Annotated in this window: 10 protein-coding genes; 9 read left to right on the top strand and 1 reads right to left on the bottom strand. The window is 71.0% G+C overall.

Going from position 1 to position 16,134, the window contains the following annotated elements; translation table 11 throughout:
• Window positions 1–12 precede the first annotated feature (12 nt).
• Window positions 13–957 (bottom strand): hypothetical protein, encoded by a 945-nt coding sequence (locus CUT39_RS20685; protein ID WP_100445377.1) that lies wholly within the window; start codon window positions 955–957, stop codon window positions 13–15.
• A 384-nt stretch (window positions 958–1,341) separates the two neighbouring features.
• On the opposite strand from CUT39_RS20685, the gene gltB reads away from it, so the two are divergent.
• The 9 genes from gltB to CUT39_RS07565 all read left to right on the top strand — a co-directional run.
• A complete protein-coding gene (gltB, locus tag CUT39_RS07605) occupies window positions 1,342–5,856 on the top strand; it encodes a glutamate synthase large subunit (RefSeq protein ID WP_100445376.1) in 4,515 nt (1,504 codons plus the stop codon).
• Window positions 5,849–7,318: a glutamate synthase subunit beta gene (locus tag CUT39_RS07600; RefSeq protein ID WP_100445375.1), complete on the top strand. Its 1,470-nt coding sequence runs from the start codon at window positions 5,849–5,851 to the stop codon at window positions 7,316–7,318. Before gltB ends, CUT39_RS07600 begins: the two co-directional genes overlap by 8 nt.
• Window positions 7,319–7,502: 184 nt before the next feature.
• Window positions 7,503–8,912, top strand: a complete 1,410-nt coding sequence (pyk, locus tag CUT39_RS07595) for a pyruvate kinase (RefSeq protein ID WP_100445374.1) — start codon at window positions 7,503–7,505, stop codon at window positions 8,910–8,912.
• 9 nt (window positions 8,913–8,921) lie between these two features.
• Window positions 8,922–9,809, top strand: coding sequence for an acyl-CoA thioesterase (locus CUT39_RS07590; protein WP_100445434.1), 888 nt, complete (start codon window positions 8,922–8,924; stop codon window positions 9,807–9,809).
• A 217-nt stretch (window positions 9,810–10,026) separates the two neighbouring features.
• A complete protein-coding gene (locus tag CUT39_RS07585) occupies window positions 10,027–12,165 on the top strand; it encodes an acyltransferase family protein (protein ID WP_198586953.1) in 2,139 nt (712 codons plus the stop codon).
• Window positions 12,166–12,291: 126 nt separating this feature from the next.
• On the top strand, window positions 12,292–13,500 hold the full coding sequence (locus tag CUT39_RS07580) for a sulfotransferase family protein (RefSeq protein ID WP_100445372.1): 1,209 nt from the start codon (window positions 12,292–12,294) through the stop codon (window positions 13,498–13,500).
• A 43-nt stretch (window positions 13,501–13,543) separates the two neighbouring features.
• Window positions 13,544–15,145 (top strand): glycoside hydrolase family 43 protein, encoded by a 1,602-nt coding sequence (locus CUT39_RS07575; protein ID WP_198586952.1) that lies wholly within the window; start codon window positions 13,544–13,546, stop codon window positions 15,143–15,145.
• 97 nt (window positions 15,146–15,242) lie between these two features.
• The gene (locus CUT39_RS07570) at window positions 15,243–15,812 is read left to right on the top strand and encodes an IS607 family transposase (RefSeq protein WP_100445432.1); all 570 of its coding nucleotides are present in this window, start codon (window positions 15,243–15,245) and stop codon (window positions 15,810–15,812) included.
• The coding region (locus CUT39_RS07565; protein WP_198586839.1) for a helix-turn-helix domain-containing protein at window positions 15,809–16,134 on the top strand (326 nt) is incomplete at its 3' end. The genes CUT39_RS07570 and CUT39_RS07565, both read left to right, overlap by 4 nt.

The raw sequence follows: 16,134 nt of genomic DNA, 5'->3' as shown, positions 1-16,134 counted from the left end.
GGTCGGACTCGGTCAGAGTGGATCGGCGCAGATCACGCCGCCGGTGCGACCCATGAAGTCGGCGGCGCCCCAGTAGTATTCGCCGCCGGAGCACTCCGCCGACAGGGCATCGATCTCATCCTGCGTCATCTCGGCCGGTGGGTCGACCGGGACGGCGTCGGCGACCCGGTGGGTCGCCGAACCGTCGGCGCAGTCCAGGGTGTACCAGTCGTCGGCGGTGTCGCTGAAGCAGTCCCCGGCCCCGGGCGTCTGCGGCAGTTGCCCGAGCTCGTCGGGCTCCTGCACCGCCTCCATGCAGAAGAACTGGTCGGTGATCCCCGTCTCCTGGTCGTAGACGAAGTTGTAGTCGGTCCAGCCCTGCCCGGGGATCCGGGCGCCGACCGACTCGCCGCACTGGTCGAAGGCGTCCTGGTAGTCGGCCACGTCGGCGCCGGAGATCGTGATCTCGGCGTCGTTGTCGACCGTGGTGATCTCCCAGAACGCGGTCGCGTCGGAGCAGTCGACGATGAAGTCCTCGCCGACGGCGCTGCCGTACTCCTTCGACATGCAGTCGCCGACCTCGGCCTGCTCGGCCGCCTCGACCTCGTCGTTCGAAAGCGTGTTCTCGGTGCCGTCGCCATCGTCACCGGCGCCACCGCCGTCATCGTCGTTGTTGAGGATGGCGAAGGCGGCGACGGCCCCGAGCACGACCACCGAACCGAGGACGCCGAGGATCTTGCCGGCCATGCCGCCGCCTCCGGTGGACGGCGGGGCCGGCGGGGGCGCCCCGGGGCCTCCGTAACCGGGCTGCTGCGGCGCCGCGTAGCCCGGAGGCGGTTGCTGGGGCTGCTGGGGCGGTTGCCCGTAACCGGGCTGCTGCGGGGGAGGCGGCCCGTATCCCGGCTGCTGCGGGTATCCCGGTTGGTGTCCGCCCTGGCCGGCCGGCGGGGGGTGGGCGCCGGGTGGGGGAAAGCTCATTGGTGCAATGCTCCTTGAACACGTACTCTTGCGGGAACGACCTATGGCTCGCACGCTTCGCCATGGGGGGTGTCTCGATCCCGGAAAACAGGGGCCGTGCGATCCGAACACTCTAACCACCCGGCGCGACGCGGTCGTACGCCGTTCCCCTGAACATCACCGGTAACAGCGCCGTTACGAGGTGAGTGCCCGCAACCAGGGCCCGAGCCCGGGAAATGCCGCCGACTGCTCGGATCGTAGGACGAGGGTGTCCGGCAGATGAGCCATGGATTACACTCGTCAGACACTTTGCATCTTTCGGGCCGACGTCGTCCCGTATGAAACACCGCCGTGTTCCAGCGCCCCCACCTCTGCTGGAGCCCTCGACGACGAAGGAGGCCACGGTTGAGTTCTGCCTTGAGCACCGGTCCCGGTCTTTACCGCCCCGAATGGGAGCACGACGCCTGCGGCGTCGCCTTCGTCGCGGATCTCCAAGGTCGGGTCGACCACAGCGTCATCGAGCGCGGGCTGTCCGCGCTGGTGCGCATGGAGCACCGCGGCGCCACCGCCCCGGATCCCGACTCCGGCGACGGCGCCGGCATCCTCATGCAGATCCCCGACGCCTTCCTGCGCGAGGTAGTGGACTTCCGCCTGCCCGAGGCCGGCCGCTACGCCGCCGGCCTGGTCTTCACGCCCGAAGACGAGGAGACCACCGCGCTCGCCCGCGACATCATCGAGAAGTACGCCATCGCCGAAGGCTGCCGCGTCCTCGGTTGGCGCGACGTGCCGGTCGACCCCACCGGGCTCGGCGAGGCCGCCCTGGACACCATGCCGCGCGTCAGCCAGGTCTTCGTGGCCGCCGAAGACGAGTCCGCCGCCGGCATCGAGCTCGACCGGCTCACCTACGCCGTCCGCAAGCAGTCCGAGCGCGAGATGCGCGAGCGGCGGCTCGACCACACCGCGATCGTCACCCTCTCGGCCCGCACCATCGTCTACAAGGGCATGCTCACCCCCGCGCAGGTACCGCAGTTCTACCCGGACCTGCGCGACGGGCGCATGGCCAGCGTCCTGGCGCTGGTCCACTCGCGGTTCTCCACCAACACCTTCCCGGCCTGGCCGCTGGCCCACCCGTACCGGATGGTGGCGCACAACGGCGAGATCAACACCATCCGCGGCAACCGGAACTGGATGACCGCCCGCCAGGCCGAGCTGGCCAGCGAGCACCTGCCGGACCGCCTGCGCCGCCTGTTCCCGATCAACACGCCCGGCGCCTCAGACTCGATGCACTTCGACGAGGTCGTCGAGCTGCTCCACCTCGGCGGGCGCAGCCTGCCGCACGCGATGCTGATGATGATGCCGGAGGCCTGGGAGCACAACGCGACCATGGACCCCAAGCGGCGCGATTTCTACCGCTACCACGCCGCCATCATGGAGCCCTGGGACGGCCCGGCGGCGGTCTGTTTCACCGACGGCGACCAGATCGGCGCCGTCCTCGACCGCAACGGCCTGCGCCCGGCCCGCTGGTGGCGCACCACCGACGACGTCGTCGTCCTCGCCTCCGAGGCCGGCGTGGTCGACTTCGACCCCAGCGAGGTCGCCGAGAAGGGCCGCCTCCAGCCCGGCCGCATGTTCCTGGTCGACACCGCCGAGGGCCGCATCGTCGACGACGAGGAGGTCAAGGACGCCCTGGCCAAGGAGCACGCCTACGGCGACTGGCTCCACGCCGGACTCATCCACCTCGAGGAGCTGCCCGACCGCGAGCACGTGGTCTACAACTCCGAGATCGTGCGCCGCCGCCAGATGACCTTCGGCTACACCGACGAGGAACTGCGCATGATCCTGGCGCCCATGGCCTCCTCCGGCGCCGAACCGGTCGTGTCCATGGGATCGGACACGCCCGTCGCCGGCCTGTCCAAGCGCCCCAAGCTGCTCTACGACTACTTCACCCAGTTGTTCGCGCAGGTCACCAACCCGCCGCTCGACGGGATCCGGGAGCGCCTGGTCACGGCCCTGGGTAACATGATCGGCCCCGAGGGCAACATCCTCGAGCCCGGCCCGCACTCGTGCCGCCAGATCGAGCTGTCCCGCCCGATCCTGAGCAACGACGAGCTCGCCAAGATCCTGCACATCGACGACGACGGCGACATGCCCGGATTCCGCGCCGTGCGCGTCTCCGGCCTGTACAAGGCCCGCCACGGCTCCAAGGGCCTGAAGGACCGCCTGGTCGAGATCTGCCGCCACGTCTCCGAGGCCATCGAGGACGGCGTGCGCATCCTGGTGCTGTCCGACCGCGACACCACCGCCGACCTCGCGCCGATCCCGTCGCTGCTGCTGACCGCCGCGGTACACCAGCACCTGGTGCGCGAGCAGACCCGCACCAAGGTCGCGCTCATCGTCGAGACCGGCGACTGCCGCACCGTCCACCACGCCTCGGTGCTGCTCGGCTACGGCGCCGCCGCCATCAACCCCTACCTGGCCTTCGACTCGGTCGAGGAGATGTGCGACGTCGGCGTGGTCGACCTCGAGCCGGCCCAGGCGGTCGAGAACTACATCGACGGCATGTGCAAGGGCATCCTCAAGGTCATGTCCAAGATGGGCATCTCCACGGTCGCCTCCTACACCGGCGCGCAGGTCTTCGAGGCCGTGGGCCTCGACGAGGGCTTCGTCGGCCGCTACTTCAAGGGCACCGACTCCCGCATCGGCGGCATCGGCCTGCAGACGCTCAGCAAGGAGGTGGCCGAGCGCCACCGACGCGCCTACGAGCAGACGGTCGACCCCGACCAGCCGCTGCCGCCCGGCGGCGACTACCAGTGGCGCCGCGAAGGCGAGGTCCACCTGTTCAACCCCGAGACGGTGTTCCTGCTCCAGCACGCCGCCCGCGCCGGCCAGTACGAGGTGTTCAAGCGCTACACCGACAAGGTCAACGACCTGGCCTCCGACTCCGGCCTGCTGCGCGGTCTGCTCGAGTTCGAGACCGGCTCGCGGGAGCCGGTCCCGATCGAGGAGGTCGAGCCGGCCGAGAACATCGTCAAGCGGTTCCACACCGGCGCGATGAGCTACGGCGCGCTCTCCCAGGAGGCGCACGAGACCCTCGCGATCGCGATGAACCGCCTCGGCGGCCGCTCCAACTCCGGCGAGGGCGGCGAGGACGTCGACCGCCTCTACGACCCTGAGCGCCGCAGCGCCATCAAGCAGGTCGCCTCCGGCCGCTTCGGCGTCACCAGCGAATACCTGGCCACCGCCGACGCCATCCAGATCAAGATGGCCCAGGGCGCCAAGCCCGGCGAGGGCGGCCAGTTGCCGGGCAAGAAGGTCCACCCGTGGATCGCCAAGACCCGCAACGCGACCCCGGGTGTGGGCCTGATCAGCCCGCCGCCCCACCACGACATCTACTCGATCGAAGACCTGGCCCAGCTCATCCACGACCTCAAGCACGCCGGCGGCGGCGACGCCGAGGTCCACGTGAAGCTGGTCAGCGAGGTCGGGGTCGGCACCGTCGCCGCCGGCGTCTCCAAGGCCAAGGCCGACAACATCCTCATCTCCGGCCACGACGGCGGCACCGGCGCGGCCCCGGCCAACTCGGTCAAGCACGCCGGCACGCCCTGGGAGATCGGACTGGCCGAGGCCCAGCAGACCCTCATCGGCAACGGCCTCCGCGACCGCGTCAAGCTCGAGGTGGACGGCGCGATGAAGACCGGCCGCGACGTCGTCGTCGCCGCCCTCCTGGGCGCCGAAGGCTACGGCTTCGCCACCGCGCCGCTGGTGGTCGCCGGCTGCGTGATGATGCGCGTGTGCCACCTGGACACCTGCCCGGTGGGCGTGGCCACCCAGGACCCGGTCCTGCGCGACCGCTACAACGGCCAGGCCGACCACGTGGTCAACTTCTTCCTCTACATCGCCGAAGAGGTCCGCGAGCTGCTGGCCCGGCTGGGCTACCGCAGCCTCGACGAGGCCGTCGGCCGCGTCGAGCGGCTGCGGCAGGCCCCGGCCGAGTCCCGCAAGGCCGCCCGCATCGACCTGTCGAACGTGATCGCCGACCCGCCCGAGGGCACGCGCTCCCGCGTCCGCCTCCAGGACCACGGCATCGACCAGACCCTCGGCGCCGAACTGGTGGAGATCGCCAGGCCCGCCGTCGACGAGGGCCGGACCGTCTCGGCCGAGCTCGACATCCGCAACACCGACCGCTCGGTCGGGGCGCTGCTGGGGGCCGAGGTCAGCCGCACCCACCGCGAGGGCCTGCCCGACGGGTCGATCGACGTGACCTTCCGCGGCACCGCCGGCCAGTCGTTCGGCGCGTTCCTCACCCGCGGCGCGAACTTCAAGCTCGTCGGCGACGCCAACGACTACCTCGCCAAGGGCCTGTCGGGCGGCCGGATCGTGGTCCTGCCCGACGCCGGGGCGCCGTTCAAGGCCGAGGACAACGTCATCGCCGGCAACACCATCCTTTACGGGGCCACCAGCGGCGAGGTCTACATCCGCGGCAAGGTCGGCGAGCGCTTCGGCGTCCGCAACTCCGGCGCCATCGCCGTCGTCGAGGGCGTCGGCGACCACGGCTGCGAGTACATGACCGGCGGGACCGCGCTGGTCCTCGGTCCCACCGGGCGCAACTTCGCCGCGGGCATGTCCGGCGGCGTCGCCTACGTCTGGCGGCTCGACGAGGGCCGCACCAACACCACGCTGGTCGACCTCGACGAGCTCGGCGCGGCCGACATCGACCTGGTCCACAGCCTGCTGCTGCGGCACGGCCGCGCCACCGGCTCGGCCGTGGCCGCCGAACTGCTCGCCAACTGGCCCCGGGCCGCGTCCGGTTTCACCAAGGTCATCCCCGCCGAGTACAAGGCCGTGCTCGCCCGCCAAGAACAGAGCCGGTTGACGGCCAACGAGCCCGCCGAGGGCGAGAAGGAGGCCGAGAATGCCTGACCCGAGCGGTTTCCTCCGACACGACCGCGAAACGCAGAAGAAGCGCCCGGTCCCGGTGCGCATCCACGACAACCGCGAGGTGTACGAGCGCAACGATCCCGCGGTGATCCACGCCCAGGCCTCGCGGTGCATGGACTGCGGCGTCCCGTTCTGCCACAACGGCTGCCCCCTGGGCAACCGGATCCCGGAGTGGAACGACCTGTCCCGGGTCGGCCGCTGGGGCGCGGCGATCGAGCAGCTCCACGCCACCAACAACTTCCCGGAGTTCACCGGCCGCCTGTGCCCGGCCCCGTGCGAGGCCGCGTGCGTGCTCGGCATCGGCGACGATCCGGTGACGATCAAGAACATCGAGGTCGAGATCATCGACCGGGCCTTCGAGGACGACAACGTCAAGCCCAGCCCGCCCGAGCGCTCCACCGGAAAGTCGGTGGGCGTGGTCGGCTCCGGCCCGGCCGGCCTGGCCGCGGCCCAGCAGTTGGCCCGCGCCGGCCACTCGGTCACCGTCTACGAGCGCGACGACGCGCCCGGCGGGCTCCTGCGGTACGGCATCCCCGACTTCAAGCTCGAGAAGCACCAGATCGACCGCCGGGTCGCCCAGATGGAGGCCGAGGGCGTCGAGTTCGCCTGCGGCGTCAACGTCGGACTCGACCTGTCGGCCGAGGACCTGAACGAGCGGCACGACGCGGTCGTGCTGGCCGTCGGCGCGCTCGAGGGCCGCGAGACCGACCAGGCCGGCCGCGAGCTCGCCGGTATCCACCAGGCGATGGAGCACCTGGTGGGCGCCAACCAGGTCGTGGCCGGCAAGGCCCCGTTCGCCCCGATCGACGCACGCGACAAGCACGTGATCATCATCGGCGGCGGCGACACCGGCGCCGACTGCCTCGGCGTGGCCCACCGCCAGGGCGCGGCCTCGGTCCGGCAGCTCGACCTGTACCCGATGCCGCCGCTGGAGCGCGACGAGAACCGCGACCCGTGGCCGACCTGGCCGATGATCGTCCGCGACTACCCGGCGCACGAGGAGGGCGGCGACCGCAACTACGGCAGCGCCGCGCTCGAGTTCGTGGGGGACGAGCACGGCCATGTCCGCCAGATGCGGCTCAGCGAGGTCAAGGTCGACAAGTCCCAGGGCCGCCGGGACATCATCCCGGTGCCCGGCACCGAGCAGCTCGTCCCTGCCGACCTGGTGCTGCTGGCGATCGGCTTCTCCGGCACCGAGGACCAGCTCCTGCTGCGCCAGCTCGGCATCGAGCGCAGCCGGCGCGACGTCATCGACTGCGGGCCCGACTGGCAGACCGACGTGCCCGGCGTGTTCGTCGCCGGCGACGCCCACCGCGGCGCCTCGCTGATCGTGTGGGCCATCGCCGAGGGCCGGGCGGCGGCCGCCGCCGCCCACCGCTACCTCGGCGGCGAAGTGCCGCTGCCCGAACCGATCACCTCCGAAGAGCAACCGCTCGCCGTATAGACGCGAATGGACGCGGAATCGAGTGCCGGCCGCGGCGCGGCCGCGAATTGGCGCGACCAATGCGCCGCACTCAATTCCGCGCATTCTCTTCGTGCGTTCGGGCCGCATTCGGCGGCGGTGAATTCCGCCTCTCATCTGCGGAGACCCGCCGGAGGCGAATCCGCGCCCGATATAGGCTCGCAGGGTGACTCGTAGAGCAAAAATCGTCTGCACCATCGGGCCCGCGACCGCCACTCCGGAACGCATGGCCGGCCTGATCGACGCCGGCATGAACGTCGCCCGAATGAACTTCAGCCACGGCACCCAGGCCGACCACGAAGCCGTGTACAAGATGGTCCGCGAAGCCTCCGACGCCGCCGGCAAGCCCGTCGCGATCCTGGCCGACATGCAGGGCCCCAAGATCCGCCTCGGCGCCTTCGCGAACGGCTCGGAGCGGTGGGAGGCTGGCGACCGCGTCCACATCACCTCCGAGGAGGTCGAGGGCACTCACGACCGCGTCTCGTGCACCTACAAGAAGCTCCCCGGCGAAGTCACCAAGGGCGACCGGCTCCTGGTCGACGACGGCAAGCTCGCCCTCGAGGTGCTCGGCGCCGACGAGACCGACGTCGAATGCCTCGTCGTCGAGGGCGGCCCGGTCTCCAACCACAAGGGCCTGTCGCTGCCCAACGTCGCGATCTCCGTGCCCGCCCTGTCGGAGAAGGACGTCTCCGACATGAAGTTCGCCCTCAACCTCGGCGTCGACCTCATCGCCATGTCGTTCGTGCGCCACCCCGACGACGCCCGCCTGGGCCACAAGGTGATGGACGAGGTCGGGGTGCGGCGCCCCATCATCGCCAAGATCGAGAAGCCCGAGGCCGTCTCCCGGCTCGAGGAGATCGTCCTGGCCTTCGACGGCGCGATGGTCGCCCGCGGCGACCTCGGCGTGGAGATGCCGCTCGACGAGGTCCCGCTGGTGCAGAAGGAGATCATCCGGCTGTGCCGCTGGAACGCCAAACCGGCCATCGTCGCCACCCAGATGCTCGACTCGATGATCGAGAACGCCCGGCCGACCCGCGCCGAGGTCTCCGACGTCGCCAACGCCGTCCTCGACGGCACCGACGCGGTCATGCTCTCCGGTGAGACCTCGGTCGGCAGATACCCGATCGGGACCGTCCGCACCATGGCCAAGATCGTCGAGACCACCGAGAGCGGCCCGATCGACTCCGCCTCCATGGACCACGAGCCCCGGACCAAGCCCGGTGCGATCACGGCCGCCGCCGCCCAGGTCGCCGACTCGATCAACGCGAAGGCCCTGGCCGCGTTCACCCAGACCGGCGACACGGTCAAGCGCCTGGCCCGTCTCAAGCCGGACCTGCCCATCGTGGGCCTGACCTCCCTGGAAAGCGTGCGGAACCAGATGGCCCTGTGCTGGGGCACCGACGCCTACCTGGTCGAGCACGTCGACCACACCGACGCCATGTTCTCGCTGGTCGACAAGGCCATGCAGGAGCACGGCGTGGCAGTGCCCGGCGACCTGGTCGTCATCGTCGCCGGCACCCCGGCCGGTACGCCCGGCTCGACCAACACCGTCCGAGTCCACCAGATCGGAACCTAAGTGACCGAAGTGCTCGTCGGTCAGGACGCCGTGGACTCGCTCCTCGGCGTCCTCGACCTGGAACTGATCGACACCGGCCTCTACCGGGGGCCCCGCGCCGAGGTCGGGCTCCAGCGCGTCTTCGGCGGCCAGGTGGCCGGCCAGGCGCTCGTCGCCGCCGGGCGGACCGTCCCGGCCGAGCGGCGCGTCCACTCCCTCCACGGCTACTTCGTGCGCCCCGGCGACTCCTCCAAGCCGATCCTGTACCAGGTCGAGAACATCCGCGACGGCCGCTCGTTCTCGGTGCGCCGCACCGTCGCCCTCCAGGGCGGCCAGCCGATCTTCTTCATGTCGGCCTCTTTCCACATCGGCGAGCCCGGCCTCGACCACGCCGACCCCCCGCCGGCCGACCTGCCGGACCCCGACCAGGTCCCGACCCTCGGCGAGCGCCTGAAGGCCGACCCCGAGCGCCTGAGTATCTGGCACCGCATCCCGCGCCCGATCGACGTGCGCTACCTCGGCGGCTCCGGATACGTCCGCTCCGGCCAGCGGCCCGCCGAGGCCCGGCAGAGCGTCTGGATGAAGGCCGACGGGAAGCTCCCCGACGACCCCCTCATCCACGTCTGCGTCCTCACCTACGCCTCGGACCTGACGCTGCTGGACACCGTCCTGAGCCGCCACGGCGCCGTGTGGGGCCCCGGCGGGTACCTCGGCACCAGCCTGGACCACGCTCTGTGGTTCCACCGGACGTTCCGCGCCGACGAATGGTTCCTCTACGACGCCGAGTCGCCCACGGCCTCCGGCGGGCGCGGCCTGGCCCAGGGCCGCTTCTTCGACCGGGACGGGCACCACATCGCCTCGGCGACCCAGGAGGGCCTGCTGCGCGAGACCCCGGCCGTGCCCCCGGGCGTCCCCTAGTCGCGCCGGGGTGCCGCCGGACACACCCCGAAATCGCTTGAAACCGTTATCGATCGAGACCGGCGCCACTTTCCCGGTGTGGGGCGATGCCAAGGGGCCGACAGTGTTATGGTCACCAACCGTCCCCCGGCATCCGCCCCCGATGCCCTGCACATCCGCCCAGTCGTGCCCGCTGGAAACAGGCTTGCCCGGTGACATCGACCGGAGACCGAAACCTATGCGTTCGACCAGCGAACGACCGACGGAGCACCACCCGACCACCGACGCACGGGCCTCCCGGCCCGCCGAACGCCCCGAGCACTGGCGCCCCGACATCGAAGGGCTCCGCGCCGTGGCCGTCGGCGTCGTCATCGCCGCCCACATCGGATTCCCGTTCACGGCGGGCGGTTACGTCGGCGTCGACGTGTTCTTCGTGATCTCGGGCTTCCTCATCACCGCCCTGCTCCTGCGCGAGATCGACCGCACCGGCCGGGTCTCGATCACGAAGTTCTACGCCCGCCGCGCCGTCCGCCTCCTACCGGCGGCGGCCACCGTCCTGCTGGCCACGCTCGTGGCCGCCTGGCTCTGGCTGCCGCGCACCCGGCTCGGCGACATCGCCGCCGACACCGCCGCGGCGGCGCTGAACGTCGTCAACTTCCGGCTCGCGTCGGAGGGCACCGACTACCTCAACGCCGACACCGAGCCCTCGCCGCTGCAGCACTTCTGGTCGCTCGCGGTCGAAGAGCAGTTCTACCTGGCCTGGCCGCTGCTCCTGCTCGCGGTCGCGCTGCTGACCGCCCGATGGACCCGGCGCCGCCGCATGGCGGTCGTGACCGTCCTGCTCACCGCCGCCGCGGCCGGCTCGTTCTACCTCAGCGCCACCGGAACCGCAGCCGACCCCGTCTGGTCCTACTTCGGTATCCACACCCGCGCTTGGGAACTGGCCTCCGGCGCCCTCGTCGCCGTCGCCGCCGCCAGGCTCCGGAGACTGCCGGGACCGGTGGCCGCGGCCGCCTCCTGGGCCGGCCTGGCCATGATTGCCGCCGCCGTCCTCGCACTGGACGACGACACCGTCTTCCCCGGCTACGCCGCCGCCCTGCCGGTGGCCGGGGCCGCGCTCGTCGTCGCCGCCGGCTGCGCCCCCCACCGCGGCGGTGCCGAGACCCTGCTCGCCATCGCCCCGGCCCAGTACGTCGGCAAGATCTCCTATGGACTGTACCTCTGGCACTGGCCGGTCGTCATGATCGCGCCCGCCGCCCTCGGCGCCGAGCCCCGGCTGCGGTTCCTCATCCCCATGATGGGCCTGGCGTTCGCGCTCAGCGTGCTCATGTTCCACTTCATCGAGCATCCGATCCGTTCCCGCAAGCCCCTGATCAAGGTGCCCTCCCGGGCCCTGGCCATGGGAGGGGCGCTCATGACCTGCGCGCTGGCGGCCTCGTTCGTCGCCGTCACCCAGCCGGCCCAGCAGGAGGACGGCGCCACCGCCGAGGAGGTCACCGGCAACGACGCCACCGTGTGGCAACTGCTGGAGGACTCCTCCGAGGTCGAGGCCGTCCCGGCCAACCTGCGGCCCTCCCTTGACGACGCCCGCGAGGACAAGCCCCAGTCGTACGACAACGGCTGCCTGGTCAAGCAGAAGGAGACCGACCTGGGCGAGGACTGCTGGTTCGGCGACCCCGAGGGCGGCAGGACGGCGGTCCTGTTCGGCGACTCCCACGCCGCCCAATGGTTCCCCCCGCTCAACCAGCTCGCCCAGGCCTCCGGCTACGAGCTGCTGGTGCTGACCAAGGCCGGTTGCAGCGTACCGGTGGTCGACGAGCTCAACAGCAAGCTCGAACGCGAGTACACCGAGTGCACCGAGTGGCGCGAGAAGGCCCTCGCCGAGATCGAGGACCTGGAACCCGAGCTGGTGGTCGCCTCCACCTCCGACAACAAGGACGTGCTCGGCGACGACCCCGACTGGGCGTGGGTCGACGGCTGGGCGGAGACCGCCGAGCGCCTCACCGGCGCGGCCGGCGGCGTCTACGTCCTCGCCGACACCGCTTGGGGCGTCGGCAACGTCCCCGACTGCCTGTCCGAGCACCCCGACGAGGCCACCGAGTGCGTCAACGACCTCGACGACGCGATCGTCCACCCCGAGCGGCGCGAGGCCGCGATGGAGGCCGTCGCCGAGACCGAGGCGACCGTGATCGATCCGATCCCGTGGACCTGCGACGTCGACGAGGGCAAGTGCCCGGTGGTCGTCGGCAACCTCCTGGTCTACCGCGACGACAACCACCTGTCGTCCAGCTTCGCCGCCGAGCTGGCACCGCAACTGGCCGCCGCGATGCCCATCGAAGGCGATCCGGAGGATCCGGCCCGGTTCGAGGTGCAGTAGGCCGCACCGGACCCGCTGCGCGGTAACCGGATGCGGACCCCGGGCCCCGGTCGCGGCCCTGGAGCGGCGCCCCGTCTGCATGTAGGCTTGTTTCATATTTGAACCGCGCCAAGAGGAGAGGGTCGCATGCGCCGAGTTGCCCCGTGGCTCAAGGCGATCAACGTCGTGCTCGCCCCGACGATCGCGAACAGACGGCACAAGGTGGACCGGATCATCGACCGCGCCGTCCGCGACGCCGAACGCAGGACCGACGGCACCGCCTCGGGCGACGAGGAGTTCATCGACCAGATGCGCTTCGTGCTCGCCAGCTTCGCCGAGGTCGAAGGACTCACCCCCGCCGGCTGGAAGGGCACCGTAGACGACATCGCCGGCCGGCTGGAGAACCGCTTCCGCATCCGCAGGCTCCACGCCCGGCACCCCGAGATCGCCGACGAGCAGGTCGAGCGGCCCATCGTCGTGGTCGGCATGCCCCGCACCGGCACCACCCTCGCCCACCACGTCCTGGCCCAGTCCGCCGACCACCGGGCCCCGCTGATGTGGGAGCTGATGCACTGCGACCTCGGCGACATCCCCGCGGCCACCCGCGCCGAATACGTCAAGCGGACCGAGAAGGTCGCCCTCGGCAGCGTCAAGGCCTCTCCGATGATGCCGCACATCCACAAGCTCGGCGCCGACAAGCCCGAAGAGTGCGTCTTCGTACTCCCGCACGGGCTCATCTACGTCGTCCGCGCCCACATGCCCCGCTACGAGCGGTGGATGCTCGACCGCGACCCCATCGGCGACTACCGGTACCTCAAGCAGGCCCTCCAGGTGCTCCAGCACGGACGCGAACGCCGCCGCTGGGTCCTCAAATCCCCGGCGCACCTGTGGAACCTCCGGACGCTGCTGAAGGTGTTCCCCGACGCGCAGATCGTGTGGACCCACCGCGACCCGGCCACCGTCATGGGCTCCATGTGCTCCCTGGCCGAGACCACCATGTCCGTCCACGTCGCCCGCCCCGACCTGCACCGGATCGGCAGCACCTGGCTCGAGATGCTCGCCACCGGCGTCGACCGGGCCCGCGACGCCCGCCGCGACCTCCCCGACGGGGCCGTCGTCGACGTCTCCTACCGGCACTTGACCGGCGAGCCCGAGCGGCGCTTCCCCGAACTGTTCGAACGCCTCGGGGCCCGCTGGGGCACCGCCGAACGCCTCAATCTGGAACGCGCCCAAGTCCGCGCCGGCGGCGGCAAGGGGCACGTCTACGACCTCGGCCGCTACGGTCTCGACTCCGCCGCGATCGAACGGGCCTTCGGCGACTACGGTCGGTTCGTCGACGGCCTCGACCGGGATTGAAGGACGCCGAGGGCGCATCCGAGAGCACTGGAAGGAATCGACCGTGAGCGAGCAGCGCATCCGCAACCCCATCCTGCCCGGCTTCCACCCCGACCCCTCGATCGTGCGCGTCGGCGAGGACTACTACCTGGCGACCTCGACGTTCGAATGGTGCCCGGGCGTCCGGCTGCACCACTCCCGCGACCTGCGGCACTGGCGGCCCCTCGGCGGCATCGCCGACTCGCCGCGGCTGCTCGACCTCACCGGCGTGCCCGACTCCGGCGGCGTGTGGGCCCCCGACCTGACCCATGCGAACGGTCGCTTCCACCTGGTCTACAGCGTCATGGACAGCTTCGCGTTCGGCTCCAAGGACTGCGCGAACTACCTCATCACCGCCGAAGACGTCGAAGGGCCCTGGTCCGACCCGATCCGGCTGCCCGGGAGGGGCTTCGACGCGGCCCTGTTCCACGATGACGACGGCTCCACCTGGCTGCTCAACATGATCGCGGTGTCCAAACCGGGGAAGGCGTTCTCCGGCATCGAGATCCAGCGGCTCGAGGACGGCGCGCCCGCCGGCGAGCCGCACCGGATCCTGGCCGACTCCCCGGCGGGCATCACCGAAGGGCCGCACCTGTACCGCAGGGACGGCTGGTACTACCTGCTGGTGGCCGAGGGCGGCACCGGCTACGGCCACGGCGCGATCGTCGCGCGCTCGCGCGACCTGACCGGCCCCTACGGGTTCGATCCGAACGGTCCGCTCATCACCTCCCGGGACAAGCCCTACGCCGAGCTGCAGAAGGCCGGACACGGCAGCCTGGTCGAGACCCCGGCGGGGGAGTGGTACCTGCCCTACCTGACCGGGCGCCCCTACAACCGGACCCCCGACCTGCCCGTCCGCGAGCGCGACAAGACCGACCGCTGCGTCCTGGGGCGTGAGACCGCGATCGCCCCGGTGCATTGGGCCGACGGGTGGCCGCGCGTCGCCGGGGCCGAGCCTGCCGTCGAGGTCCCGGCACCGGACCTGCCGCCCCACCCGTGGCCCGAGGTCCCGGCCCGCGACGACTTCGAGGCCGCCGGACTCGACCCGCGCTGGAGCACCCTGCGCCGCCACCCGGACCCGGGGTGGCTGAGCTTGGAGGCGCGCCCCTCGCACCTGCGGATCACCGGCGGACAGTCGGCCTTCGCCCGCCGCGCCCCGAGCCTGGTCGCCCAGCGCGTCACCGCCCGGCGCGGCGTGTTCGAGGCGGGCATGGAGTTCGACCCGGCCACCGAGCACCAGGTCGCCGGGGTGGTCGCCTACTACAACAGCCACAACTGGCACTTCCTCCAGGTCGCCCTGGACGACGGCAGCCGGCGGCTGACCCTGGTCACCTCGGACGGCGGGCGGCGCGATCATCTTCCGGTCGCCGAGGTGGGCCCGAGGCTCGACCTCCGCATCGCCTTCGACGGCCCGGTGCTGCGCTTCGCCTACCGCGAGGAGGAGTGGACCGAACTGGAGGCCGAACGCGACGCGACGATCCTCTCCGACGAGTACGCCTCGCGCGTGGCCGGCGAGCATTCCTACATCGGGGGCTTCACGGGCGCCTTCGCGGGGCTGTGGGTGCAGGATCTGGCGGGCGAGGGCGGCTTCGCCGACTTCGACTACGCCGAATACAAGATCCTATAGGATATAGGGCCGAAGCGGCGGGCCCGGTCGATCGCGGGGGTAGTTAGCTGTCCCTCCGATTGTGTTGTTCTGATGCAATCAGTGTAAGATGGTGCCCATGAGGTTGAAGGAGTGGGCCGCGAAGCAGGGCGTGTCGTACCGGACCGCCCTGAACTGGTTCCACTCCGGCACGCTCCCGGCTCCGGCGCGGCAACTGCCCACAGGCACGATCCTGATCGAACCGCAGGCCGAGGACGACGGCGATGCCGTGGCCTACTGCCGAGTCTCCAGCGCCGACCAGAAGGACGATCTGGAGCGGCAGGCCGGGCGCGTGGCCCTGTCCTGCTCGCGGCGCGGGATCGGGCTGGGCCGGACGGTGTGCGAGACCGGTTCGGGCTTGGAGGGGAACCTGGTCGAGCTGCGGCGGCTGCTGGCCGACGCTTCGGTGTCGACGATCGTGGTCGAGCACCGGGACCGGCTGGCCAGGTTCGGGTTCGAGCAGGTGGAGGCCGCGCTTGCAGCGCAAGGCCGTTCCATTGTCGTGCTGGATGAGGCCGAGGTCGAGGACGACTTGGTGCCGGAGATGACCGAGGTGTTGATCTGGATGTGCGCGCGCCTGTACGGCCGCCGGTCGGCCCAGCGCCGCGCCCGGGCCGCCATGAAAGCCGCTTCGGAGTCCGCGTCGTGAAAGTCATCAAGGCCTACCGGTACGCGCTCGACCCGACCCCGGTGCAGGCCGAGGCGTTCGGCTCCCACTGCGGTGGGAAGCGGTTCGCGTTCAACCACATGCTCGGGGTGGTGCGGGCGAACCTGGACCAGCGGGAGGCCGAGCGGACCTACGGCCTGGCCGAGGCCGATCTGACCCCGTATGTGAACTGGTCGGCCTACGGGCTTCGCAAATCCTGGAACGCCCGCAAGGAGGCGGCCACCGGCCGCGGGGACGGCACGTCATGGTGGGCCGAGAACTCCAAAGAGGTCTACGCGGCCGGTTGCGCCGACCTCGCGATGGC

Source organism: Glycomyces xiaoerkulensis (assembly GCF_002798405.1).
In the GTDB taxonomy this organism is placed as follows: Bacteria; Actinomycetota; Actinomycetes; order Mycobacteriales; family Micromonosporaceae; genus Glycomyces; species Glycomyces xiaoerkulensis.
The sequence above is the reverse complement of the archived record's forward strand: the minus strand, read 5'-3'. Positions and strand labels throughout refer to the sequence as shown.

Excerpts from the sequence above, each read along its gene's own strand:
- CUT39_RS20685 (WP_100445377.1), bottom strand. The coding sequence starts at position 957 with ATGAGCTTTCCCCCACCCGGCGCCCACCCCCCGCCGGCCGGCCAGGGC.
- CUT39_RS07600 (WP_100445375.1), top strand. The coding sequence starts at position 5,849 with ATGCCTGACCCGAGCGGTTTCCTCCGACACGACCGCGAAACGCAGAAG.
- CUT39_RS07585 (WP_198586953.1), top strand. The coding sequence starts at position 10,027 with ATGCGTTCGACCAGCGAACGACCGACGGAGCACCACCCGACCACCGAC.
- CUT39_RS07580 (WP_100445372.1), top strand. The coding sequence starts at position 12,292 with ATGCGCCGAGTTGCCCCGTGGCTCAAGGCGATCAACGTCGTGCTCGCC.
- CUT39_RS07570 (WP_100445432.1), top strand. The coding sequence starts at position 15,243 with ATGAGGTTGAAGGAGTGGGCCGCGAAGCAGGGCGTGTCGTACCGGACC.